The following is a 22,525-nucleotide window of genomic DNA, read 5'->3' as shown; positions in this document are numbered from 1 at the left end:
CCTCGCCGTTGATCCACTCGGGTTTGCTGATTACGCGGCGTCCGGGTGCCGGTAATACCCCGAATTCAGCAAACCCGAGTGGATCATGGAGCGCTCACGCCGCTCGGCAGAGCGCGGGCCTGCCCCCAGAGCACGAACGCGCCACGAGAGGCGGCAGACGGACGAACGGCAGGGTTCAGCACTCAGACGCGCTGCAGACCGCCGGCAAAACGGCAGGCGAATGCCGACCGCGTGAACGACGCGACCACCGACAGCGAATGCCGACGCCGAATGCACGACAGCGACTACCGACAGCGAATGCCAGCGGCGACTAACAACGGCTGCCGACGGCGACTCACACAGCGGGCTGACAGCAAGGGCTGCCACCGGCGACCGCCAGCTGCGACCGCCGACGGCGAATGCCAGCTGCGACTGCCAGCGTGGGCTACCAGCCGCGAATGCGAGCGGTCCTGATGGAGAAGCGCCCGCTCCGACGGACGTCGGGGCGGGCGCTTCCGCGGTTGGATTGTCGCCGGTCAGGGAGCCGTGTAGGTGACCGTGATCTGTTGGTAGCCGAGGGAGCGCAGCAGCCCCTCCAGCATCTTGCGGGTGTTTTCCTCGGCTCGGGCGGAGAGACCGCTGTCGCGGGCGGCGGCGGTGATCCGCTCCTCGGCGAGCTGGTAGACCTGCTGCTGCCGGTTGGGATCGTTGCCGACCAGGTCACCGAGCCGGTTGAGCAGACCGCGCTGCTCCGCGAAGACGTAGCTCTTCTCCATGTCGAGGTTGGTCTGGCCGAGCTGCGGGGCGGGCAGTTTGATCTCGACGGACTTGCCGTCGGCGGACTGGACGACGGCACCCTCACCGATCTTGGTGAAGTCGACGTACGCCTCGACGCTGCCGGCCCCGACGAACAGGGTGCGCTCGTTGAGCAGGAAGTCGGGAACGTTGCGCCGGTCGTTCTGGGTGTCGACCACGACCTGGAAGTTGCCTTCGGCCGCCACGTAGCGGCTGAGGTCCTGGATCGACTTCAGCAGTGGTGGCTGGCTGCGGTCGGTCTGCTCCTTGGCGAACGGGTTGCGGAAATCCGGCAGGATGCCGGTCGCCTGGATGCCGAGCAGCACCACCACGGCCAGCGCGGCGGCGCCGAGCAGCAGGAGCAGGCCACGGGCCCCGCCACCACCACCCGTCGGGCCACCGCTGCCGCCCATCGGGCCACCCGTCGGGCTACCGGGGCCACCCGGTGTGTCCATGGTCGGCTCGGGTGTCGCGGCCGACCGCTCCTTGAGATCGTCACCGGTCGGGTAACCGGGAAACTCCCTCGTGGGCTCGTTGATGCCAGCGTCGCGGGCCATCACGCTCACCGTCCTCGTCAGACACGTCGTCTGTCAATGACGGTACGGCCCCCGTACGACAGCCGCGCGTCGAGCGGCCGGAAAGCACAAACGGGCAGGTCACGCGCGGGCAGGTCAGCACGCGGGCAGGTCACGCGAGCGCAGGTCACGCGAACGCGGAGATCCCGGTGAGTCGCTGCCCGACGACCAGCTGGTGGATTTCGGAGGTGCCCTCGTACGTCAGCACGCTCTCCAGGTTGTTGGCGTGCCGCATGATCGGGTATTCGCCGGAGACACCGTTGGCACCGAGGATGGTGCGGCACTGCCGGGCGATGGCCAGGGCCTCCCGCACGTTGTTCAGCTTGCCCACGCTGACCTGCTCGGGTCGCAACCGGTCGGCGTCGGCGAGCCGGCCGAGGTGCAGCGCGAGCAGTTGCCCCTTCACCAGCTCGACGGCCATGTCGGCGAGTTTCGCCTGGGTGAGCTGGAAGCCGGCCAGCGGGCGACCGAACTGGGTGCGGGTGGTGGCGTACGCCAGGGTGGTTTCCAGGCAGTCACGGGCGGCGCCCACCGCGCCCCAGACGATGCCGTACCGGGCCTCGGTGAGACAGCTCAGCGGCGCCTTGAGCCCGATCGCCTCGGGCAGTTGGGCGTCCGCCGGGAGCCGGACGTCGTCGAGCGCGATCTCGCCGGTCACCGACGCGCGCAGCGACATCTTGCGGCGGATCTCCCGGGCCGTGACACCGGGCGTGTCCATGGGTACGAGGAAACCCCGCACGCCCTCGTCGGTGCGCGCCCAGATCACCGCGGCGTCGGCGATCGGCGCGTTGGTGATCCACATCTTGGCGCCGGTGAGCACCCAGTCGTCGCCGTCGCGGCGGGCGCGGGTGGTCATCGAGGCGGGGTCGGAGCCGTGGTCCGGCTCGGTCAGGCCGAAGCAGCCGATCGCCTCGCCGGTGGCCATCGACGGCAGCCAGCGTTGCTTCTGCTCCTCGCTGCCGTAGCGCCAGATGGCGTACATGGCGAGCGAGCCCTGCACCGAGACCAGGGATCGGAGGCCGGAGTCGCCGGCCTCCAGCTCCTGGCAGGCCAGGCCGTACGCGACGGCGGAGGCGCCAGCGCAGCCGTAGCCGGTGAGGTGCATGCCGAGCAGGCCGAGCTTGCCGAACTCCCGGGCCAGCTCGCGGGCGGGCACCTGGCCCTGTTCGTACCAGTCGGCGACGTGCGGGCGCACCCGGTCGTCGACGAGTTGGCGGACGACGTCGCGGATCTGTCGCTCTTCGTCGGTGAGCGACGGGTCCAGATCGAGCAGGTCCAGCGCAGCGGTCATGGACGCCACCCTAACGAAGGTTCAGCGAGCGACAGAAGGGCTTGTCACTCGATCGGCTCGGAGAGCACCAGCACCCGGGCGTGGATCTGGTTGCGCTGCTGCAGGGCGGCCCGCAACGCGCGGTGCAGCCCGTCCTCAAGGTAGAGCCCGCCGTTCCACTGCACGACGTGCGGGAAGAGGTCACCGTAGAAGGTGGAGTCCTCGGCGAGCAGCTTGTCGAGCGCCAGCTCACGCTTGGTGGTGATCATCTGGTCCAGGCGCAGTGGCCGGGGCGGAATCTCCGCCCACTGCTTGAGCGTCAGATTGTGTTCCGGATAGGGACGCCCGTCCCGGACCGCTCTGAAGATCACGACGGCACGCTCCCCTCCCCGTGGCCGGGCCGACCGACGGCGCCGAGCCGGGCCGCGGCGGGCACCGCGCGGCGCGGCACCGATGACCGTGCCAGCCTAGCCGCCCCGCGCACGACGCGTTTCGCTCCCTGATGTCAGTTTCGCTACCGGTCGTCCGATCCTCAAGCGGACAAACGGGACGGGGTGCTCAACTCCACCGGCCGCGCCGCACCACCTCGTCCATCGGACGACGCCCCCGGCGCAGCGACGGTGACCGATGGTCCGCTGCTCGGTAACCGATTGTGACGGCACCGACGGGCTGGTATTCCTCCGGCACACCGAACGCGTCGCGGTAGGGGGCGAGTTGCTGCGGCGGAATGCCGAAGAAACAGGCCCCCAGCCCTTCGTCCACGGCGGTCAGCAACATCAGCAGGGCCGCGAAGCCGGTGTCCACGTGCCAGTACGGCACCGGCCAGCGGTCGGTGGATTGGTCCGTCCACCCCTTGTCCGGCTCCGCGTACCGCCGCAGGTAGGCCGACGCGTTGGCGTGCGGCACCACGATCAGTGGTGCCCGGCGCATCCCGGCCAGCCAGCGCTCCCGCCCACCGCCGTCCGGTGTGGTGGCCGCCCAGAACCGCTCCCGGTCGGCCGGCTCCTCCAGGACCAGGAAACCCCAGCCCTGAGCGAACCCGGCCGACGGTGCGCGGACCGCGTGGTCGAGCAGCCGGTCCACCACGTCGGGCGGGACGGGGCGGTCCGGGTCGTAGTTGCGCACCATCCGCCGACGCCGGACGACCTCGGCGAACTCCATCAGGCCCCGGGCCGGATGCCCCAGGCACCCCGCCAGGTCGTAGCAGGCTTGAGCGTGAGCACGTCCCGGCCCGAGCGGAACGCGTCCGGCGGGCAGGTCATCGGCTCGATCGCCACCGAGCGGCGGTGCCGGTCACCGGTGAGCGCGTCCCCGGTGAACACCTGCCACCAGCCGAACTCCGCGTCCGCCCAGATGCTCACCCCCGCCGAACCGTCCGGCGCGGACAGGCCCACCGACGAGCCGCCGTCAGCGTCGCGGATCACCTCGCCGAAGCAGAGATCCAGCTCGGCGGCACCGATCCGGCGCGGGCTGGTCCAGTCGTACTCCGTCCCGGCCACCGGGGTCGCGCCGACCGGCAGCAGCCGACCGTCCACCAACAACCGGGTACGGGTCGGAAGCCGCATGACCAGGTCGTCGACCGCGACGCCCGGCAGCTGCAGGTACGGGTGCACGGAGAAGCCGAACGGCGCGGCCTCCCCGCCGATGTTGGTCACCTCGTGCTCGGCGCGCAGCCCGTCCGCGCCGACGCTCCACCGGCTGAGCAGCCGCAACGGCCACGGGTAGCCGGGCTGCGGCGGCAGGTCGTAGCCGAGGGTCACCGCGGCCTCCGACTGCTCCAGCAGACGCCACGGCACCCAGTTGACCAGCCCGTGGATGGCCACGTGCCGCTCCGGCTCGGTCAGCGGGAGCTGGAGCGCCCGCTCCCCGAACGCGTAGCGGCCATCGCGGATCCGGTTCGGCCAGGGTGCCAGCACCTGCCCGGCGCAGCCGGGGCACACCTCGTCGGTCTGGTACCCGTCGACCAGGTCGACACCGTCGTGCCGGTACGTCCGGAGCCCACCGCCCACCTCCACGATGACGGCCTCATGACCGGCGGCGGAGATGGTCCACTGGGCGCCGGAGAACGGGCGCTGATCGGGGCTTTCCATGCCGGCGACCCTAACCGGTCAGGCCCGGTCGTTGCTCGACGCGGTAGTGGCCCGGTAGCGCAGCAGTGCCGGGAACGCCACCGCGAGCACGACCACGAGCACCGCCGAGGCGAGCCCGCCGGCCACCCAGGCCACCCCGCCGCCGAACCCGGCGGCCATGGTGCCGGCCCGGAGGTCGCCCAAACGTGGGCCACCCGCCACCACGACCGTGTTGACGCCCTGGAGCCGGCCGCGCATCCGGTCCGGTGCGTAGACCAGCAGCATCGACTGGCGCAGCACCGCGCTGATCAGGTCGGCGGCCCCGGCAACGGCGAGCAGCGCGACCATCAGCCAGAGCTGCTGGGCCAGCCCGGCCGCGGCGATCGCCAGGCCCCAACCCACCACCGCGAGCACCAGGCCGAGCCCTTGCCGGCGGAGCCGGCCGATCCAACCGGAGGTCAGCCCACCGATCATCGAGCCGATCGCGATGGCGCTGTAGAGCAGGCCGACGGACCCACCACCGCCGAACCGTTCGTGGGCGATCTCCGGAAAGAGCGCCCGCGGCATGGCGAGGATCATCGCGATCAGGTCCACCCCGAAGGACAGCAGGAGTACGGGTGTGGTGGCCAGGTAGCGGAATCCGTCGATGACACTGGCCAGGCCGGCTCGCCGGGCCTGACCGTCGGCGCTCGGCTCGGGCGGCAGCGAGGGCAGGCGCAGCGCCGCCCAGAGCATCGCGGTGAACAGCAGCGCGTCCACCCCGTACGCAATCGGCAGGACCACAGCGGTGTCCGGCGACGCGGCGAGGATCAGGCCCGCGGCCAGCGGGCCGGCCACCGAGGCGGCGGTGAAGGTCGTGTAGTTCAGGGTGGCGGCGGCCGGGACGAGGTCGTCCGGGACCAGTCGGGGCAGCATGGCACTGCGGGCCGGCGAGCTGATCGCGAACGCCACCGACTGCAACGCCATCAGCGCCAACAGGAGCACCGGGCTGCCCACGTTCAGCAGTGCCTGGACCAGCAGCCCGAGGGTGGATGCCCAGAGCAACAATGAGCCGCCGAGCAGCACCGCGCGGCGGTCGCGGGCGTCGGCGACCGCGCCTCCCCAGAGCCCGAAGACCAGCAACGGTACGAAGGCCGCCACGCCCAGCAAGCCGACCCAGAGGGAGTCCCTGGTCAGGGCGTACATCTCCACCGGCACCGCGACGGCCGTGAACTGGAAGCCGAACATCGCCACGGTGTTGCCGAGCCAGAGCCGTCGGTACGCGGGCACGCGCAGCGGGCGTACGTCGAGGGCCCAGCGGCGCGCTCCGCGCGGCCGAGCCTCCTGCACATCTGTCACGGCGCCAACCGCTCGACGATCCAACCGCCCTCGTCGAGACGACGGAAGCGGAGCCGATCGTGCAACCGGCCGGCCCGCCCCTGCCAGAACTCCACCGACTCGGGGTGGACCCGCAACCCACCCCAGTGCGCCGGCGTCGGGATCACGTCCTCGTCGGCGAACCGCTCGGCCACCTCCCGGTAGCTCTCCTCCAGCTCGGCCCGGCCCGACACCACCTGCGACTGCGGGCTGGCCCAGGCGCCCAACTGGGAGCCGCGCGGCCGGCTGGTGAAGTACGCCTCGCTCGTCGCGCGGTCGACCGGCGCGACCCGCCCGGCGACCACCACCTGACGCTGCATGGGAAACCACGGAAAGACCAGGCTGGCGTACGGGTTGGCGGTCGCCTCGACGCCCTTGCGCGACAGGTGGTTGGTGAAGAAGACGAACCCCTCGGGGTCGTACCCCTTCAGCAGCACCGTCCGACCGCTCGGCCGACCGGCCGGGTCCGCGGTGCCCACCACCATCGCGTTCGGTTCGGGTAGCCCGAAGGCCACCGCGTCGGCGAACCAGCTGGCGAACTGGGTGTGCCAGTCGGCGGCCAGGTCAGCCTCGGTCAGGCCCAGGTCCGCGGCGTACTCGTTACGCATCGCAGCCGGGGCGGGTGTGTCACCCGTCACGTGCCCACTCCTTCTCGGCGGCCCCGCCAACGCCCTCCCGCGCTGGCCAGCACGCAGTGCCCAGTCTCACCGAGTCCAGCGGAGATTGCGCGCCCGGGGATGTCGCGTGCAGCACAGTCGCAGCGGGTCGCGTATCCCTTACTCAGCAGGCAAGATGTTGCGAACACATCCCTGAGGGTCGCCTAAGGCGCCCGGCCGACCGGCCGGATGAGCTGTTCGGGCGCACCGACCAGATCCAGGAGAGCGACATGGCTGATTTCAAACCCGGGCTGGAGGGCGTCGTCGCCTTCGAGACCGAGATCGCCGAACCTGACCGTGAGGGCGGCGCGCTGCGCTATCGCGGGGTCGACATCGAGGATCTGATCGGGCAGGTGTCGTTCGGAAACGTCTGGGCGCTGCTGGTGGACGGCCGCTTCGGACCGGGCCTGCCGCCGGCGGAGCCGTTCCCGGTGCCGGTGCACTCCGGCGACATCCGCGTCGACGTGCAGTCCGCGGTCGCCATGCTGGCCCCGTACTGGGGGCTCGACCAACTGCTGGACATCTCCGACGAGCAGGCCCGCGAAGACCTCGCCCGGGTGTCGGTGACCGCGCTCTCCTTCGTCGCCCAGTCCGCCCGGGGCCTCGGCCTCCCGGCGGTGCCGCAGAAGGAGATCGACAAGGCGCAGACCATCGTCGAGCGGTTCATGAAGCGTTGGCGCGGCGAACCCGACCCGCGGCACGTCAAGGCCGTCGACGCGTACTTCATCTCGGCCGCCGAGCACGGCCTGAACGCGTCCACCTTCACCGCCCGCATCGTCGCCTCCACCGGGGCGGACGCGGCTGCCTGCATCTCGTCGGGCATCGGCGCCCTCTCCGGCCCGCTGCACGGCGGCGCACCGTCCCGCGTGCTCAGCATGCTGGAGGCGGTGGAGCGCAGCGGCGACGCCGAGGGTTACGTCAAGGGCGTCCTCGACCGCGGTGAGCGGTTGATGGGCTTCGGCCACCGCGTCTACCGGGCCGAGGACCCGCGCGCCCGCGTGCTGCGGCGCACGGCCAAGGAGCTGGGCGCGCCGCGCTTCGAGATCGCCGAGGCACTGGAGAAGGCCGCCCTCGCCGAGTTGCAGGCCCGCCGCCCGGACCGGGTGCTGGCCACCAACGTCGAGTTCTGGTCGGCCGTGGTGCTGGACTTCGCCGAGGTGCCGGCGCACATGTTCACCTCGATGTTCACCTGCGCGCGGATGGGCGGCTGGAGCGCGCACATCCTGGAGCAGAAGCGCCTTCAGCGGCTGGTGCGCCCGTCCGCCCGCTACGTCGGCCCGGAGACCCGCAAGCCGTCCGACGTCGAGGGCTGGGCCGCCATCCCGCACGGCGTCTGATTGACACGAGGGGGCCCCTTCTCGACGCCTGCCGTCGAGGAGGGGCCCCCTTTCGTACCTCTGGGCGCGCTGAGGACGCCGGGTGTGGCGAAGGCCTCAGACCTGCCCTCGGGGGCCCGGCTTCCACCGATGGGTCCGGGTGCGAGGATGAGGGCCGGCAGTGTCGCCGGGCCCGCCCTCGCCCTTGCGGAAGGATCTTCAAGACCGTGGCTGACGCACCGACCATCCGGATTCCCGATGACATCAAGCCCGCCGACGGACGTTTCGGCTGTGGCCCGTCCAAGGTCCGCCCAGCGGCGGTGTCCGCCCTTGCCGAGGTCGCGACGAGCTACCTGGGCACCTCGCACCGGCAGAAGACGGTCCGCGACCAGGTGGCGCGACTGCGCTCCGGCATCGCCGAGTTCTTCTCGCTGCCCGAGGGCTACGAGGTCGTGATCGGCAACGGTGGCACCACCGCGTTCTGGGAGGTCGCCACCTTCGGCCTGATTCGCGACCGCGCCCAGTTCGCCAGCTTCGGCGAGTTCGGTGCCAAGTTCGCCAAGTCGGTCAAGGACGCGCCGTTCCTGGGCGAGCCGACCGTCCGCAAGGCCGACGCGGGCAGCGCGCCGACGCTGGTCGCCGAGTCCGGCGTGGACGCGTACGCGACGCCGCAGAACGAGACCTCGACCGGTGTGGCGGTCCCGATCAGCCGGGTGGCCGGCGCGGACGAGGGCGCGTTGCTGCTGGTCGACGCGACCTCCGGCGCGGGTGGCCTGGAGGTCAACGTCGGCGAGACCGACGTCTACTACTTCGCCCCGCAGAAGTGCTTCGGCTCCGACGGCGGCCTCTGGCTGGCCCTGATGTCACCGGCCGCGCTGGACCGGGCCGCCGAGATCAAGGCGTCCGGGCGCTACATCCCCGCCTTCCTCGACCTGGTCACCGCGATCGACAACTCGCGGCTGGAGCAGACCTACAACACTCCGGCGCTGGCCACCATCTTCCTGGCCGCCGAGCAGACCGACTGGATGAACGCGCAGGGTGGCCTGGCCTGGGCGGCCAAGCGCACCGCCGAAAGTGCCGCCACGGTGTACGGCTGGGCGGAGCGTTCCAGCGTGGCCTCCCCGTTCGTCGGCGACCCGGCACTGCGCTCCAACGTGGTCGCCACGATCGACTTTGCCGACGAGGTGGACGCCACCGCGATCGCGAAGGCGCTGCGCGCCAACGGCATCGTGGACACCGAGCCGTACCGCAAGCTCGGCCGCAACCAGCTCCGGATGGCGCTGTTCCCGGCCATCGAGCCGGCCGATGTCGAGGCGCTGACCGCGTCCATCGACTACGTGGTCGAGCGACTCTGACGTTCGTCACGGTGGGTGTGGGTGGGGGCATCCACCCCCCCCGACCGTGATCATTGCCGCAGCTCAGTCACGACATGCGGGGTGTCGCTTCCCCCACCCCGAGACAGATGCGCGTACGGTGGTCCGAGACGCCTGGGTGGCCGACTCGTGGCGTGCGGCCAGCGAAGCGGGACGGAGGCAACGCTATGCGCCCAGTACGCTTCGTCGCCCTCTCCGAGGACGGCCATGCTCTGGTTCTCGCCGACGAGGTCGGGCGGTTGCTCGCCCTGCCGATCGACGAACGGATCTCCGGTGCGCTGCACGCGGAGCCCGGTTCGCCGCCGCTCGCGGCGGCGCCGACCGCAGCCGATCCGATTCCCTCACTGTCCCCGCGGGACATCCAGGCCCGCATCCGCTCCGGTGAATCCGCCGAGGATGTCGCCCGGATCGCCGGTGTGCCGGTCGACCGGGTGCTGCGCTATGCCGGCCCGGTCCTCCAGGAGCGGGCGATGCTCGCGCAGCATGCCCGCCGCACCCGCCTCAAGGGAGCGGAAAAGCCCACCCCGCTCGCCGAGGTGGTCAACGGTCGGCTGAGCCAGCACGGCATCGACACCGAGAAGATTTCCTGGGACGCATACCGGCGTGATGACGGCACCTGGCGGATCATCGCCACCTGGCCGTCCGGCAAGGCCACCGCGCAGGCCATCTGGGATCTCGACAAGACCCGGCAGTCGGTCGCCCCGCACGACGACATGGCGCAGTATCTGTGCGCCGAGCGGCCCACGCCGATCCTCGGTCAGGAGCCCGCACCGGAGCGGGGCGGGCATGCCCTGCCCGGTCCGTCGCGCGGTGAGCCGAGCCGAGGTGGGCACGGGTTGCCGGCGGCATCCGAGCACCCGCGTCCCGGTCGGGATCCGATCCGCGCTGGCCGCGATGCGTTGCTCGCCTCACTGGACCGCCCACTCGGCGCCTCGTCGGGCCGTGGTCTGGAACCGCGTACCCCGGCTGCTCTCGCCGGCTCGGACGCGCCCCGGCAGCGGCCGGTCGGCGGGGGTGCCGCCGCGTTGCTCGGCGGCGGCCAGGGGTCGGCCTTCGACGACGACTCGGACGCGCCCAAGGAGGTGCCGGCCGTGCCGTCGCTGGCGGTGCTGCGGCCCCGCCGGACGGGCGCTGCGGCTGCCGCTGGCGGCGAGTCCACCGATGCCAACGGCAAGCCGCGTAAGCGGCTGCCGAGCTGGGACGACGTCCTCTTCGGCAGCGGCCCGGCCGCACGCGAGTCCTCCTGACGCTTCGCGTTGACGGGTGGCGGTTCGCCACCCGTCAACGCGAAACACGTAAGCCTCATCGACGGCCTTCGGCGTCCCCGCGGTCGAGGCCGGCGACCTCGCGTACGGCCTCGGCGACGGCCGGGAAGTCCTTCTTGAGGATCGCACCGTGGTTGCTGGCGACCTTCGCCCCGATCCGGATGTGCGGGTTCCGGGCGGTCACCGCGTCGAGGCTGGCGCGGATCTGTTCCTGCTCGTCACCGCGGCTCCCCAGGGACGTCCCCGAGGCGACCACGTACCGCACCGGCACGGTGATGGTGTCCAGCACGGGGCCCAACTCGCGCTCGCGGGAGAGCCTGCCGAGTTCGATGTTGCTGTCGGCCATCTGGTCGGCGTTCATCCGAGGGGTCAGGCCGGTCGGGCGCAGCAGCGGCATGAAGAGGTTCATCCGTCGGAACATCTTGCGGATCCGTTGCGCCATGGCCTCGTCGAGCCAGTCGTGCGGGAACGCGCCGTCGACCAGGACCGCGCCCAGGGCACGCTCCGGGTTGCGGCTGACCCAGTGCGCCCCGACAACAGCTCCGTAGGACCAGCCCACCACGAGCGCGCGGTGCACGCCCCGAGCGGCGAGGACGGCATCGACATCCCGGACGGCCGCCTCGAAGGAATAGTCCGCTGAGCGCTTCGACTTCCTGCCGCGAGCCCGCTCGTCGTAGGTGATGTGCCGCCACCCGGTGCCCAGTTCGGCGATGACCCGCCGCCAGTATCCCTGGGTGGCGAACTGGCCGTTGAGGTAGACCACGGGGACCCCGGGACCGCCGGTGTCGGTGACGGCCAGGGCCGTGTCGTCGACCGGCACCATGCCGGTCCAGGACGAACTCGGGGCCGAAGCGTTGTTCATTGGCATGTCTGCACTCCTGGTCGCGTCGGGGTTTCGGTCGGGATCAGAGGCTGCGGGCGGTGATGTCGCCGTGGGAGGTGGTGGCGCGGATGTCGAGTGCGGTGGAGCCGTCGTTCCTGAGGGCGTTGCTGACCCGGCCGTGGCCGGTGCCGGCGTCCAGCGCGGCGGACACGCCTGCGGCCGCGCCGACCGAGATGTCGCCGGACTGAGTGGTCAGCACGACGGTGCCGTGCACGGCTTCGGCGATCCGGATGTCGCCCCTCGCGGTGCTGATCTCCGCAGGGCCGGTGAGCCGGCCGACCTCCACGTCGCCGTCGATCGCGGTGAGGCGCACGCTCGCCGCCTCGTCGATCTTGATCCGGCGGTACGCGCCGTCGAAGGTGACGTCGCCGAGTCGCCCGACACCACGCAGCTCGGCGCTGGCGGCCTTGGCGTCGACGCGGGAGTCGGCAGGCAGCCGGACGGTGACCTGCACGGATCCGGAGGAACCGACGAGCGGGTTGCCGGGGGTCGCGGCCGTGATCCGCAGGACGCCGTCGGCGTACGCGACTGTGGTCTGCTCGGCGGCCCTGGTGTCGCGGCTCTTGGAGGGGTCGGTCGGCAGCACCTCGACCGTCGTGTCGACGCGGTCCGCGGCGATGAGCTGGATGCGCCCGGCGGGGATGTTCAGGACGGCGGAGATCGGGGCGGGGGTGTCGAACGTCTTCATCATGCTCTCCCGTGCTCGTAAAGCGTTTCTGATATCGGAAACGCTACGTTGCTTTCCATAGAGCGGCAACGGGTCTGTTGCGATGAAGAGGCGTATTCCCAGCTAAATCCGTCGCGGTTGTTGCAACGAGCCAGAAGATAACGCAACGCCTCCGGTCGTTCGCGTTGCAATAGAGCAGAAGTGAACGCTATGGTGGAGTCGCCACGGGCCGCCCACGAAGGATCACCAGGGAGATCACGATGCCGGGAGGCAGACTCACCCAGCAGGAGCGCCAGCAGATCGCGCTGGGGCTGGTCGACGACCTCCCCTACGCGGAGATCGCCCGACGACTCGACCGTCCCACCTCGACGATCACCCGCGAGGTGATGCGCAATGGCGGCCCTCTGGCCTACCGCGCCGACCTGGCCCACCGCGCCACCGAACGCCGCGCCCACCGACGCAGGTCGGCCTCCTCCCGCACGACGGAGTCAGTCCCCCAGCCCCACGGCCGTGACGCCGAGGCCGTGGCCGAATACGAAGAAACGTTCACCACCGTCCTCATGGCGTCGGGTCTGAGCAAGATGGCAGCCCGTGTGTTGACCTGCCTGTTCATCACCGACTCGGGCAGCCTCACCGCGTCCGAGCTCGCTGGGCGCCTCCAGGTCAGCCCGGCGTCCATCTCCAAGGCGATCACCTTCCTGGAGGGGCAGAGCCTGGTCCGCCGCGAACGCGACGAACGCCGCCGTGACAGATACGTCGTCGATGACGAGCTCTTCTACCAGGCCACGATCGCCAGCGCCCGAGCCAACGACCAGCTCGTCGAGACCGCACGACAGGGCGTGGCCCTCCTCGGTCCGCACACCCCGGCCGCCGCCCGCCTGGAGAACATCGCCCGCTTCCTCGACTTCATCAGCGAGAGCATCGTCCGCGCCGCCGAACAGGCCCGCGAGGTCCTCCACAGCAGACCAGGGGCGGTCACTGCCCAGCCGAGTCCGGACCAGGATCAGTCGGGGGCCGCCGTGACGAGAGTGCCGGGTCAGAGCGGCCAGGCGGCGAGCCGGTCGTAGCGCGATGGTTGCGGGTCGAGGTGGCTGCGAATCAGCAGCAGCTCGGTCGCCGGCCACTCCGGTCCCTGGTAGTCGTCCAGGTCGGCCTGGTCCGCCTCGATGTCGGCCAGGTCCATCCGATCGCCCGGCCGGGCCACGGTCAGGTGCGGGCGGAACGGCCAGGCGTCGTCGCACGGCAGCCGGGCCTGCCGCAACCGGGACCGGACCAGCCCGGCGAGCACGTGCAGTGCCTCGACCTCACCTCGCAGGCCCACCCAGAGCACAGTGGACCGGCCCTGACCGAACCGACCACCGCCACCGAGGCTGAACCGGGGCAGGGCGTTCCGGCCGTCGTGGAACCCCTCGGCGGCCAGCCCGAGTGCGCTCTCCACCTCGACCAGCCGGGCCGCCTCGACGTCGCCGAGGAAGGCCAGGGTGACGTGCAGATGGGCCGGATCGGCGAGCCGGACGTTGATGCCGGCGGCAGCCGCCGCGCCGACCCGTAGTCGCGCGACCTGCGCGCCGAGGTGGCCGACCGGCTCGGGGGGCGGGTAGACCGCGACGAAGAGCCGCAACCGTCGCTCAGCGGTGCCGTTGCCGATGGCCGGCCCGAGCCGCTGGCAGGGTCAGCCCGGCGGCGTTCAGCACACCCTCCACCCGGACCCGCTCGATCTCCTGGTCGACGCCCTCCAATTCACCAAGGTGCTCGGTGATGCCGAGGGCGCGGCAGGCGAGGCGAAGCCGGTCGTCGTACGCCTGGAGCAGCGCGCCGTGCCAGACCATCGAGCGGCCGGTGCCGCCGAGCCGCTGACCGCCGAGGCGACGCAGGTCGGCGGCGAGTTGCTCCAGGGGCCGACGGTCGGTGCGGTCGAACTCGCTGAGGTCGATGTCCCGGGTCAGCGCGTCGGCCTCGATGGCCCGGTCGAGACGTGCGATCGTCCGTTTCTCCCGCCGGCGATCATGCCACTCGGACCAGCCGCAGACCACCCGGTCGAGGATCTCGTCATAGCAGAAGAGCAGGGCGAGTGCCGCTGGAAGACTGGCCACGGCGAGGAACGCCAGGGCCAGCATCAGCGCGCGTCCGACTCCCACGTATCGACGCTAAGCCCCATCGTGCCGCCCCGCCAGCGGTTTGCCCGCATCCGCGTCATCCGCTCAAGACGGCGCGTGCGGGTCGGACCGCGGATGCGGCAGTGCCCGGAAGGGCCCCTTGTCATGCGAAGTCCGATGACGAGGGGGCACTTCCGGACAGCTCAGCAGTCGGTGGACGTGACGTAGAAGCGGGGCATCGGCAGCACCCGGAAGCGCAGCCGGGCGCCGGAGTGCCGCAGCTGCCAGGTGAGGGCGACCAACGCGGCGGCCAGCGAGATCAGCCCGCCCATCCAGATGCTGGCACCGGCACCGAAGCGCTCCGCGACCCAGCCGATCAGCGGCGCGCCGACCGGGTTGGTGCCCAGGAAGACCAGCACCCACAGCGCCATCACCCGGCCCCGGAAGGCCGCGTCCACGCCCAACTGGACCCGCTGGTTGGCGGCCTGGGCGAAGAAGACCATGAAGAAGCCGGTCGGCACCAGCAGTGCCACGACCAGCCAGTACGTCGAGGCGAGACCGACCAGGGTGCCGAAGCTGGCGCAGGCGATCGCCGCGCCGAGCACCAGCCAGACCGACGGCCGGCTCCGCCGACCGGTGCCGCTGAGAGCGCCGCCGAGCGCGCCTACGGCCAGCGCCGTGCTGAACAGGCCGAAGGAGGCGGCACCGGTGTGGAAGACCGTCTTCGCCAGCGCGGCCAGGGTCAGCTGGAAGTTGAACAGCGACATGCCGATCACCGACATGACCGCCATCGGCAGCAGCAGGTCGGGGCGGCGCGACACGTACCGCAGCCCGTCGATGACCCGTGCGGACGCCCGCTCGTCGCGCGGCAGCAGGGCGTCGCGGTGCAGGTCGGCCGTACGCATCCGGACCACGTTGACCAGGGGCGCGACGGAGCTGAGGGCGGTGAAGAGGAAGACCGGGCCGACGTCGAAGGCGGCGATCGCCAGGCCGGCGACGGCCGGGCCGACGATCCGCGCCGAGTTGAACACGGCGGCGTTCAGCGACAAGGCGTTGGGCAGCAGCGGAGTGCCGACGAGTTCGGAGACGAACGCCTGACGGACCGGGGTCTCCACTGCGTTGGCCGTGCCGAGCAGCGCGGCGAAGGCGAAGACGTGCCAGAGCTGCACCAGGTCGGTGAGGACCAGCACGGACATGCCGAGCGCCAGCACGGTCCAGAAGGCGTTGGCGACGAAGAGCAGCACCCGCTTGTCGTACCGGTCGGCAAGTCGGCCGGAGAGCAGGGTGAGCAGGAGCACCGGGGTGAACTGACAGGCGGTGACCACGCCGAGCGCGGTGGCCGAGTTGTTGGAGAGCTCAAGGACGAGCCAGTCCTGGGCGATGAACATCATCCAGACGCCGATCAACTTGATCAGCTGCCCGGATGCGAAGAGGCGGTAGTTACGGACCTGCAGGGACTGGAACATCGTGCTCAACTTGGCCTGCACTCTTCGTGCGCCTCCTTAAGAACGTACGCGTCATCGACAGGTGACGGCACGGACCCGGTGGCGCGGGCGCGGCTCAGGCGCGAGCGAGCTGCTGAAGAATCTGGGCAGCCCTCTGCAGGGTCTCCCGTTCGTCCTCGTCGAGTGCGGCCAGCCGGTGGGCCAGCCACTCGTCGCGGGCCCGCTCGAACTGGTCGAGCACGGCCTGCCCTCCTTCGGTCGCCGCGAGGATGACCTGCCGGCCGTCGGTCGGGTGGGGTGTCCGCCGCACGAGGCCGCGGTCCTCCAACTTCCCGATGATCTTGGTCATCGTCGGCGGCTGCACCCGCTCCACGTCGGCCAGTTCCCTGGGCGTCAGCGCGCCGGCCAGCCGCAGGCTGGTGAGCGCGGAAACCTGGGTGACCGTGAGGTCGCCGACCGGTCGGGCCTGGCGGACCCGCCGGTTGAGTCGGGTGATCGCATCACGCAACTGGGGAGCCAGTTGCGCCGGTGGCACGCGTTCCGCCGTCACCGTCCGCTCCATCACGTTAGTTAGCTTAACTAATGAGCCTGGCTAACGACATCCGTTATGACCAGGCTCACGAGGACGTTGGTGCTGTTCCGGGCGGGGAATCCCGTTCGATTCCCCGCCCGGAACGTACGTCAGAGCACCAGGGACTCGATCGGCCCGCGCAGGAAGTACAGCACGAACAGCACGGCCACCCCGTACAGCAACGGGTGGACCTCCCGGGCCTTACCCCGGGCCAGCTTCACCACCACGAAGGTGATCAGGCCAGCGCCGATCCCGTTCGAGATCGAATAGGTGAACGGCATCAGCACGATGGTGAGGAACGCCGGGATGGCGATCTCGTAGTCGGACCAGTCGATCGTCCGCACCGCTGTCATCATCAGGAAACCGACCACCACCAGGGCCGTCGAGGCCGCCTCGAACGGCACGATCACCACCAGCGGCGCCAGGAACATCGCCAGCAGGAAGAGCACGCCGGTGACCAGGCTGGCCACGCCGGTCCGGGCACCCTCCCCGACACCGGCGGCACTCTCGATGTACGACGTGTTGCTGGAGGTGCTGGCCGCACCACCGGCCGCCGCGGCGATCGAGTCGACCAGCAGGATCTCCTTGGCCCGTGGCGGGGTGCCCTGCTCGTCGAGCAGGTCGCCCTCCTGGCCGACCGCCACCATCGTGCCCATGGTGTCGAAGAAGTCCGTGATCAGCAGCGTGAAGACGAACATCAGCACGACCAGCCAACCGGCCCGACCCCACGAGTCGAGCACGTTGAACTTGCCGAGCAGCGACAGGTCCGGCAGGTCCACCACCGTCTTCGGCAGCTCCGGCACGTTCAGCGACCAACCCTTGGGGTTGGGCTGACCGTTGACGAACGACGGGCCGATGTTGCCGATCGCCTCCACGATCACCGCAAGCACGGTCGAGGCGAGGATGCCGATCAGGATCGCACCCCGTACCCGGCGGACCACCAGCACGAGGGTGATCAGGAGGCCGACCACGAAGACCAGCATCGGCCAGCTCACCAGCTTGCCGCCGATGCCCAGACCGACCGGGACCGTGGTGTTGGCGTCGTCCGGGATCCGTCGGACGAAACCGGCGTCCACCAGACCGATGATGGTCAGGAACAGACCGATCCCGACCCCGATCGCGGTCTTCATCTGGGTCGGCACCGCGCGGAACACAGCGGTCCGCAGACCGGTCAACACCAGCACAGCGATGATCACACCCTCGATCACCACCAGGCCCATCGCGTCGGCCCAGGTCATCTCGGGGGCGATCTCGTACGCCACCAGCGCGTTGACACCCAGACCGGCGGCGAGCGCCAGCGGGAACCGGCCCACCACGCCCATCAGGATGGTCATCAGGCCGGCGACCAGCGCGGTCCCGGCAGCCAGCGCGGGAATGGGGAGGGTCTTGCCGTCACCGTCGACGGCACCACCCAGGATCAGCGGGTTGAGCACCACGATGTACGCCATCGTGAAGAAGGTCGCCAGGCCACCGCGTACCTCGCGGCTCATCGTCGAGCCCCGGGCGGAAATCTCGAAGAACCGGTCGAATCCGTTACGCGGGTGAGCGGGGTTGGGAGGGGTGCCGTTCTCGGGCGGCGCTACTGCCATCAGGTCCTCGCAGGTGATCTTCCGGTTGTCGCGCGCATCGTCCCAGATCACCGACGGGCAGGGGAAGTAGGTCGCGTACGCTTGCCGAATGCCGAACGAGCAGCCACCGCGGCCCGCACCACTGGACCCGCCGATGGTGCCGTTCGCCCTCGCCGGGCTGGCCGCCTGGGCGATTGCCGGGCTGGTCCTGCTGATCTTCTTTCGGGGTTGGCTGACCGACCACGGTCATCAGAACTGGCTCTGGACCTGCCTCGCCGGGTTCCTGTGGGGCTTCCCGGGCCTCGCCGTGATGATGCGGCACGACGCCAACCGACGACGTCGCCGCGCGCGCTGACCCGGCCACGCACCGGGCCACCCCCGGTGCGAACGATCAGGAGTGCCCGTACGGCTCCGCCGGCTCGGCGGCTTCCACCGAGCCCGGGGCGCGGCTGACCGACATGGCCTCCACCGCGCTGTCGTCGTACACCGTGGGTAGCTCTTCGACCGCGGTCTCGGCCGCCTCGATCAGCGTCTCGGAGTGGGCACCGCAACCGTGGTCGGCGCTCACCACCCGGCCGTCGTCGGGGGCGTAGAAGTTGCCGCACGCCCCGAACGCCTGCCGCATCGCACCGGCCAGCGGCAGGTAGAAACCGCAGGTGCCACAGCGGGCGGCGGCCGGCGCGGCAGCGGAGATGGGCGCGGCGGGGCCGTGGTCGCCGTCATACCAGCGCTGCGCCGCCTCCATGCGGCCCTCGAGGGAGAGCACGCGCGCCCGACCGAGGCCCAGCTCCCACGCCGTCTCCTCGACCGCCGGGTCGTCGGAGAGCAGGTAGCCGGGGACCAGCCGGTCGTCATCGGGTGAGGTCGGCAGCAGATCGCCCGGACCCAGGTCGCCCGGCTTGAGCCGCTCCTGCCAGGGCAGCCAGCCGGGCGCGAGCAGCGCGTCGGAACCGGGCAGCAGCACCGTCTCGCAGATGGTCACGGTCTTGCTGCGCGACACCCGGGTGACGGTGACCGCCCACCGCCAACCGCGGTAGCCGGCGAGGAGGCATTCGAAGTAGTGGGTGACCAGCCGTTCACCCTCGGCCACAACCTGCAGGTGATCGCCGACATCGTCGGCGTCGACCTCGGTGATGCCAGCGCGGGCCACCTCGACGGCGGCGGCGCAGACCTGGTCGAGACGGGCGGCACGGGTGGAGACAGGCCTGGTCACCTAACCATTGTTCCCTATGCGCCTCGCAGGGGTGACAGGGACTCCCGGGGAACCTTTCCCCGCAGTGGTGCGGCGTACCCGGATCGGATGGGCGAGGATGGTGGACATGCCGTCGTACTCCCGCTCCGGGCGATCCGTCCTCGGGCGGACCGTCGGCACCGGCATTCGCGCCGTTCGTCTGCTGCTGCGTGGTTCGCTGGGCAGCGGCCGCTGGGTGACCCGTCGGGCCGGCAGCGCCCGGGCCCGGGGCGCCGGTGGCGAGGTCGGCATGGTTCGCCTGTTCGACCTGCACGCGCTCTCCTGCGCCGGTGACACCCTGATCGCCATCGGCCTGGCCGGCACGATCTTCTTCAACGTGCCGCTGGGCGAGGCCCGCAGCAAGGTCGCCCTCTACCTGCTGGTGACCATGGTCCCGTTCGCCATGCTCGCCCCCGTGGTGGGCCCGCTGCTGGACCACTTCCGGCACGGCCGGCGGTACGCGCTGGCCGCGACGATGCTGGGCCGCGCCTTCCTGGCCTGGTTGATCTCCGACTACATCCACGGCTTCGGGCTCTATCCGGCCGCGTTCGGGGTGCTCGCGCTGTCCCGGGCGTACGGCGTGGCCCGGTCCGCGGCCGTGCCCCGGTTGTTGCCGGAAGGGCTCGGCCTGTCCCAGGTGGGCGCCCGGGCCAGCGTCTACGGCACGGTCGCGGGTGCGCTGGTCGCGCCGATCGGGTTGGCCGCGTTCTGGTTCGGGCCGCAGTGGCCGCTGCGCGTCGCGTCGGTGATCTTCCTGGTCGGCATGGTGATCTCCCTGCGTCTGCCGCCGAAGGCCGATTCGGAGCCACCGGAGCGGGTCCCCCGGCCACTGCGCGCGTTGGGCCGTCGCCGTGGCGATCGGCCGCTGGGCCGAGGCCGACCCGCCGGCCGCCTGGTGATCGCGTCGCTGATCGGCGCCGCGACGCTCCGCGCGGTGTACGGCTTCCTGCTGCTCTTCCTCGCCTTCGCGATCAAGAAGGGCGACCTGACCACTGTCGCGTTCGGCCGGGATCTGGGCGCCGAGTGGGCGCTGGGGCTGGTCGGCGGGGCCCTCGCGGTCGGCACCTTCCTGGCCACCGCCATCGGCACCCGGCTGCGCATCCACCGGCCGACCGCCATCCAGTCCAGCAGCATGATCATCGTGGCCGGGGTGGCGGTGCTCGCCGTCATCCAGTTCTCGCTGGTGATGGTCGCCCTGCTCTGCCTGGTCGCCGCGCTGGTCAGCGGGATATCGAAGCTGGCCGTGGACGCCTCGATCCAGGAGCGCATCCCGGAGCGGCTGCGCGCGAGTTCCTTCGCCCATTCGGAGACGGTGCTGATGCTCGCCTTCGTCGCCGGTGGAGGGTTGGGGCTGGTTCCGTTCGACGGTCGGATGGGCATCGCCGTGGCCGCCGGGGTGGGCGTCCTGGCCGCGATCCGGGGTGTGCTGGTCGCCGCCCGGCTGCGCGGCGAGAAGCTGGCCGGCCGGCCGCTCGGCGACGACGAGCTGACCGAGGACGAGCCGGCCGACGAGCCCGGGGACGCCGCGCCAACCTCGCCGGCACCGGCCCAGGCCAGCTCCCCGCAGTACGACGATCCCAGCCTGGCCCCTCCCGGCTACCACATCTACCGCCCGTCCTCAGCGGTTGGCGGCCCGGGCGGCGGGGCGGACGACGAGACCCGCCGGGAGTCCCCCGGCTCAGTCTCGTGAGCGGTCTGCTGGTGGTGACCGCGGTGCCAGCCGAGGCGGAAGCCGTCCGCGCCGGTCTGACCGATCCCACCGTGACCGTCACCCCGGTTGGCGTGGGCCCGGCCGTCGCCGGTGCCGCCACCGCCCGGCTGCTGGCGCTGGCCGAGGCCGCCGGCCGCCCGTACCGTGCCGTGGTCAGCGCCGGCGTGGCCGGCGGCTTCATCGGGCGGGTCGAGGTCGGCGACACCGTGCTCGGCACCGCCAGCATCGCCGCCGACCTGGGTGCCGAATCACCGGACGGTTTCATCCCCGTCGACGAGTTGGGCATGCCGCCCGCGATGCTGGGTGTCGGCGGCGTGGTGCCGACCGACCCGGGTCTGCTGGCGGCACTGCGGGCCGCCCTCCCAGCGGCCACGACCGGGCCGGTGCTCACAGTCAGCACGGTCACCGGCACCACCGCCGGCACCGAGGAGCTGCGCCGGAGGCATCCGGAGGCGGTCGCCGAGGCCATGGAGGGGTACGGGGTGGCGGTCGCCGCCGCCCAGGCCGGGGTGCCCTTCGCCGAGCTGCGCACCATCTCGAACCCGATCGGCCCCCGCGACCGGGACGCCTGGCGACTGCGCGAGGCCCTCACCGCCCTGACCGCTGCGGCCCCAGCGCTGCGCTGAACTACGGCCGCGTAGGACGGACTTCGAGGGTGAGCGCCGACGGCCGGCCTGGCTGTAGCTCGAACCCGCAGGCGAGCAGAAACACGACGTTGCCACCGTCGGCTATCGCGTGGACGGTCCGGATGTCAGCGACTGCCATCTCGCTGGCCAGCAGCTCGATCAGCTGACGCGCGATGCCCAGGGTCCGGAGGCCGGGCGCAACGACGACGCCCTCCAACACCAGCTCACGTCGGTCGCCCCAATCCTCGCCGCGGAGGAGGTCCAGGCTTCGCTCATGGGCCCTCAACTCACCGACCGGCCCGGCCCCTGGCAACTCGGCGAGAAAGCGCCACGACGTGGCTGGCAGCCCTTCGAACGCGCGCCGAAAGCGAACCCGGGCTCGCGCCTGGTCCCGCAACCGCCGCTTGTCACGTCGCGCTCGATCGAGGTCGTAGGTCAGCTCCGGGACGCGTACCGGCCAGAACCGCTGCGGGAGTGTGTAGGAATGCACCCACCAGGCGCCGGGCCAGTCCTTCAGGGTCAGGACTCGACGGACGTCGAGATGCGCTGGGTAGCGGCGACCGGCCTCGTCCCGCAACTCGTCCCACAGCTCGTGGTCGGGCGCCTGCGGTGACTCGTCAACCGCCGCGGAGGAGGGGGCGTCGGGGAGTTTGAGCACGAGCTCACCGCCGGCCGCGCGGACCAGCCGCTCCACCGTGCGGAACGCCGGCCCGGCACCCTGCCCCGCCTCGATGCGAGCCAACGTGCTCTTCGGGATCCCCGACTGCTCGGCCAGCTCGCGCTGGCTCAAGTCGGCACGTCGACGAAGATCCCGCAGGGTTGCCCCCACGTCGATCGCACCCTTGTCGGCAGTCACCCGTCCATGGTTTTCCGCTCAGATCGTGCCGTCAACAGCATCCGCCCACCTGTGGATAACCCTGTGGACAGCGCCTCTGCCGCTGTGCACATCCCTTCGTCAGCGCCTGTAGAGCTGCCCCGTGAGTGGGGCAAGAGGGTGCACCTCGCCGGGACGGCCCAGCCACAGCACCTTCCGGACGCCGGCGCACCCCCCGGACGCCGGCGCACCCTCCGGA

At 71.1% G+C, this 22,525-nt stretch carries 23 protein-coding genes; 7 read left to right on the top strand and 16 right to left on the bottom strand.

Features of this window, described 5'->3' with window-relative positions:
* Window positions 1-515: 515 nt before the first annotated feature.
* From KBX34_RS28295 to pdxH, 7 genes are all read right to left on the bottom strand, one after another.
* Window positions 516-1,331 carry a DUF4230 domain-containing protein gene (locus KBX34_RS28295; protein ID WP_210927986.1) on the bottom strand — a complete coding sequence of 272 codons (816 nt, stop codon included), beginning with the start codon at window positions 1,329-1,331 and terminating at the stop codon, window positions 516-518.
* Window positions 1,332-1,476: 145 nt separating this feature from the next.
* The gene (locus tag KBX34_RS28290) at window positions 1,477-2,640 is read right to left on the bottom strand and encodes an acyl-CoA dehydrogenase family protein (protein ID WP_210792501.1); all 1,164 of its coding nucleotides are present in this window, start codon (window positions 2,638-2,640) and stop codon (window positions 1,477-1,479) included.
* Window positions 2,641-2,684: 44 nt separating this feature from the next.
* Window positions 2,685-2,990, bottom strand: a complete 306-nt coding sequence (locus tag KBX34_RS28285) for a type II toxin-antitoxin system VapB family antitoxin (RefSeq protein WP_030329612.1) — start codon at window positions 2,988-2,990, stop codon at window positions 2,685-2,687.
* A 187-nt stretch (window positions 2,991-3,177) separates the two neighbouring features.
* Window positions 3,178-3,780, bottom strand: a complete 603-nt coding sequence (locus tag KBX34_RS28280; RefSeq protein ID WP_210792502.1) for a nitroreductase family protein — start codon at window positions 3,778-3,780, stop codon at window positions 3,178-3,180.
* A complete protein-coding gene (locus tag KBX34_RS28275) occupies window positions 3,780-4,709 on the bottom strand; it encodes an aldose 1-epimerase family protein (protein WP_210927984.1) in 930 nt (309 codons plus the stop codon). Before KBX34_RS28275 ends, KBX34_RS28280 begins: the two co-directional genes overlap by 1 nt.
* An 18-nt stretch (window positions 4,710-4,727) precedes the next feature.
* A complete protein-coding gene (locus KBX34_RS28270; RefSeq protein WP_088951232.1) occupies window positions 4,728-6,026 on the bottom strand; it encodes an MFS transporter in 1,299 nt (432 codons plus the stop codon).
* On the bottom strand, window positions 6,023-6,652 hold the full coding sequence (gene pdxH, locus KBX34_RS28265; protein ID WP_210927988.1) for a pyridoxamine 5'-phosphate oxidase: 630 nt from the start codon (window positions 6,650-6,652) through the stop codon (window positions 6,023-6,025). The genes KBX34_RS28270 and pdxH overlap by 4 nt, the downstream gene beginning before the upstream one ends.
* Before the next feature lie 278 nt (window positions 6,653-6,930).
* Between pdxH and KBX34_RS28260 the strand changes: the two genes are divergently transcribed.
* From KBX34_RS28260 to sepH, 3 genes are all read left to right on the top strand, one after another.
* Complete coding sequence (locus KBX34_RS28260; RefSeq protein WP_210792504.1) at window positions 6,931-8,037, top strand: citrate synthase 2; 1,107 nt, start codon at window positions 6,931-6,933, stop codon at window positions 8,035-8,037.
* Between the two features lie 206 nt (window positions 8,038-8,243).
* Complete coding sequence (gene serC / locus KBX34_RS28255) at window positions 8,244-9,371, top strand: phosphoserine transaminase (RefSeq protein WP_088951231.1); 1,128 nt, start codon at window positions 8,244-8,246, stop codon at window positions 9,369-9,371.
* A gap of 185 nt (window positions 9,372-9,556) precedes the next feature.
* Window positions 9,557-10,636, top strand: a complete 1,080-nt coding sequence (gene sepH, locus KBX34_RS28250) for a septation protein SepH (protein ID WP_088951230.1) — start codon at window positions 9,557-9,559, stop codon at window positions 10,634-10,636.
* Window positions 10,637-10,691: 55 nt separating this feature from the next.
* Here sepH and KBX34_RS28245 read toward each other — a convergent pair whose 3' ends face one another.
* Window positions 10,692-11,522 (bottom strand): alpha/beta fold hydrolase, encoded by an 831-nt coding sequence (locus KBX34_RS28245; RefSeq protein ID WP_210927982.1) that lies wholly within the window; start codon window positions 11,520-11,522, stop codon window positions 10,692-10,694.
* Window positions 11,523-11,559: 37 nt separating this feature from the next.
* Complete coding sequence (locus KBX34_RS28240; protein ID WP_210927980.1) at window positions 11,560-12,225, bottom strand: DUF4097 family beta strand repeat-containing protein; 666 nt, start codon at window positions 12,223-12,225, stop codon at window positions 11,560-11,562.
* A 239-nt stretch (window positions 12,226-12,464) separates the two neighbouring features.
* On the opposite strand from KBX34_RS28240, the gene KBX34_RS28235 reads away from it, so the two are divergent.
* A complete protein-coding gene (locus KBX34_RS28235) occupies window positions 12,465-13,271 on the top strand; it encodes a helix-turn-helix domain-containing protein (protein WP_210927978.1) in 807 nt (268 codons plus the stop codon).
* Here KBX34_RS28235 and thpR read toward each other — a convergent pair.
* From thpR to KBX34_RS28210, 5 genes are all read right to left on the bottom strand, one after another.
* Complete coding sequence (thpR, locus tag KBX34_RS28230) at window positions 13,241-13,825, bottom strand: RNA 2',3'-cyclic phosphodiesterase (protein ID WP_210927976.1); 585 nt, start codon at window positions 13,823-13,825, stop codon at window positions 13,241-13,243. The genes KBX34_RS28235 and thpR overlap by 31 nt on opposite strands.
* 7 nt (window positions 13,826-13,832) lie before the next feature.
* Entirely contained in the window at window positions 13,833-14,342 is a 510-nt protein-coding gene (locus KBX34_RS28225; protein ID WP_210927974.1) for a hypothetical protein, read from the bottom strand.
* 161 nt (window positions 14,343-14,503) lie between these two features.
* Window positions 14,504-15,787, bottom strand: a complete 1,284-nt coding sequence (locus tag KBX34_RS28220) for an MFS transporter (RefSeq protein WP_210927972.1) — start codon at window positions 15,785-15,787, stop codon at window positions 14,504-14,506.
* Window positions 15,788-15,860: 73 nt separating this feature from the next.
* Window positions 15,861-16,310, bottom strand: coding sequence for a MarR family winged helix-turn-helix transcriptional regulator (locus KBX34_RS28215; RefSeq protein ID WP_199177009.1), 450 nt, complete (start codon window positions 16,308-16,310; stop codon window positions 15,861-15,863).
* 116 nt (window positions 16,311-16,426) lie between these two features.
* Window positions 16,427-17,905: an NCS2 family permease gene (locus tag KBX34_RS28210; protein WP_088952161.1), complete on the bottom strand. Its 1,479-nt coding sequence runs from the start codon at window positions 17,903-17,905 to the stop codon at window positions 16,427-16,429.
* Between the two features lie 88 nt (window positions 17,906-17,993).
* On the opposite strand from KBX34_RS28210, the gene KBX34_RS28205 reads away from it, so the two are divergent.
* Window positions 17,994-18,239, top strand: coding sequence for a DUF2530 domain-containing protein (locus KBX34_RS28205; RefSeq protein ID WP_088951224.1), 246 nt, complete (start codon window positions 17,994-17,996; stop codon window positions 18,237-18,239).
* Window positions 18,240-18,275: 36 nt separating this feature from the next.
* Here the strand turns inward: KBX34_RS28205 and KBX34_RS28200 are convergent, their stop codons facing one another.
* Complete coding sequence (locus KBX34_RS28200) at window positions 18,276-19,097, bottom strand: DUF3027 domain-containing protein (protein ID WP_088951223.1); 822 nt, start codon at window positions 19,095-19,097, stop codon at window positions 18,276-18,278.
* Window positions 19,098-19,203: 106 nt separating this feature from the next.
* Between KBX34_RS28200 and KBX34_RS28195 the strand changes: the two genes are divergently transcribed.
* Both KBX34_RS28195 and KBX34_RS28190 read left to right on the top strand, forming a co-directional pair.
* Window positions 19,204-20,805: an MFS transporter gene (locus KBX34_RS28195; protein ID WP_141907676.1), complete on the top strand. Its 1,602-nt coding sequence runs from the start codon at window positions 19,204-19,206 to the stop codon at window positions 20,803-20,805.
* On the top strand, window positions 20,802-21,452 hold the full coding sequence (locus KBX34_RS28190) for a futalosine hydrolase (protein ID WP_210927970.1): 651 nt from the start codon (window positions 20,802-20,804) through the stop codon (window positions 21,450-21,452). Before KBX34_RS28195 ends, KBX34_RS28190 begins: the two co-directional genes overlap by 4 nt.
* A gap of 1 nt (window position 21,453) precedes the next feature.
* On the opposite strand, the gene KBX34_RS28185 is transcribed toward KBX34_RS28190, so the two are convergent.
* A complete protein-coding gene (locus KBX34_RS28185; protein ID WP_210927968.1) occupies window positions 21,454-22,308 on the bottom strand; it encodes a helix-turn-helix transcriptional regulator in 855 nt (284 codons plus the stop codon).
* Window positions 22,309-22,525: the final 217 nt, after the last annotated feature.

It is taken from the genome of Micromonospora sp. M61, assembly GCF_018070245.1.
GTDB classification, from domain to species: domain Bacteria; phylum Actinomycetota; class Actinomycetes; order Mycobacteriales; family Micromonosporaceae; genus Micromonospora; species Micromonospora zamorensis.
This window is presented reverse-complemented; position numbering and strand designations above follow the sequence as displayed.

Bases quoted from the DNA above. Each gene is read 5' to 3' on its own strand.
- KBX34_RS28295 (WP_210927986.1), bottom strand. From the start codon at position 1,331: ATGGCCCGCGACGCTGGCATCAACGAGCCCACGAGGGAGTTTCCCGGT.
- KBX34_RS28290 (WP_210792501.1), bottom strand. From the start codon at position 2,640: ATGACCGCTGCGCTGGACCTGCTCGATCTGGACCCGTCGCTCACCGAC.
- KBX34_RS28280 (WP_210792502.1), bottom strand. From the start codon at position 3,780: ATGGAGTTCGCCGAGGTCGTCCGGCGTCGGCGGATGGTGCGCAACTAC.
- KBX34_RS28275 (WP_210927984.1), bottom strand. From the start codon at position 4,709: ATGGAAAGCCCCGATCAGCGCCCGTTCTCCGGCGCCCAGTGGACCATC.
- pdxH (WP_210927988.1), bottom strand. From the start codon at position 6,652: ATGCGTAACGAGTACGCCGCGGACCTGGGCCTGACCGAGGCTGACCTG.
- KBX34_RS28260 (WP_210792504.1), top strand. From the start codon at position 6,931: ATGGCTGATTTCAAACCCGGGCTGGAGGGCGTCGTCGCCTTCGAGACC.
- sepH (WP_088951230.1), top strand. From the start codon at position 9,557: ATGCGCCCAGTACGCTTCGTCGCCCTCTCCGAGGACGGCCATGCTCTG.
- KBX34_RS28245 (WP_210927982.1), bottom strand. From the start codon at position 11,522: ATGCCAATGAACAACGCTTCGGCCCCGAGTTCGTCCTGGACCGGCATG.
- KBX34_RS28240 (WP_210927980.1), bottom strand. From the start codon at position 12,225: ATGAAGACGTTCGACACCCCCGCCCCGATCTCCGCCGTCCTGAACATC.
- KBX34_RS28235 (WP_210927978.1), top strand. From the start codon at position 12,465: ATGCCGGGAGGCAGACTCACCCAGCAGGAGCGCCAGCAGATCGCGCTG.
- KBX34_RS28210 (WP_088952161.1), bottom strand. From the start codon at position 17,905: ATGGCAGTAGCGCCGCCCGAGAACGGCACCCCTCCCAACCCCGCTCAC.
- KBX34_RS28205 (WP_088951224.1), top strand. From the start codon at position 17,994: ATGCCGAACGAGCAGCCACCGCGGCCCGCACCACTGGACCCGCCGATG.
- KBX34_RS28195 (WP_141907676.1), top strand. From the start codon at position 19,204: ATGCCGTCGTACTCCCGCTCCGGGCGATCCGTCCTCGGGCGGACCGTC.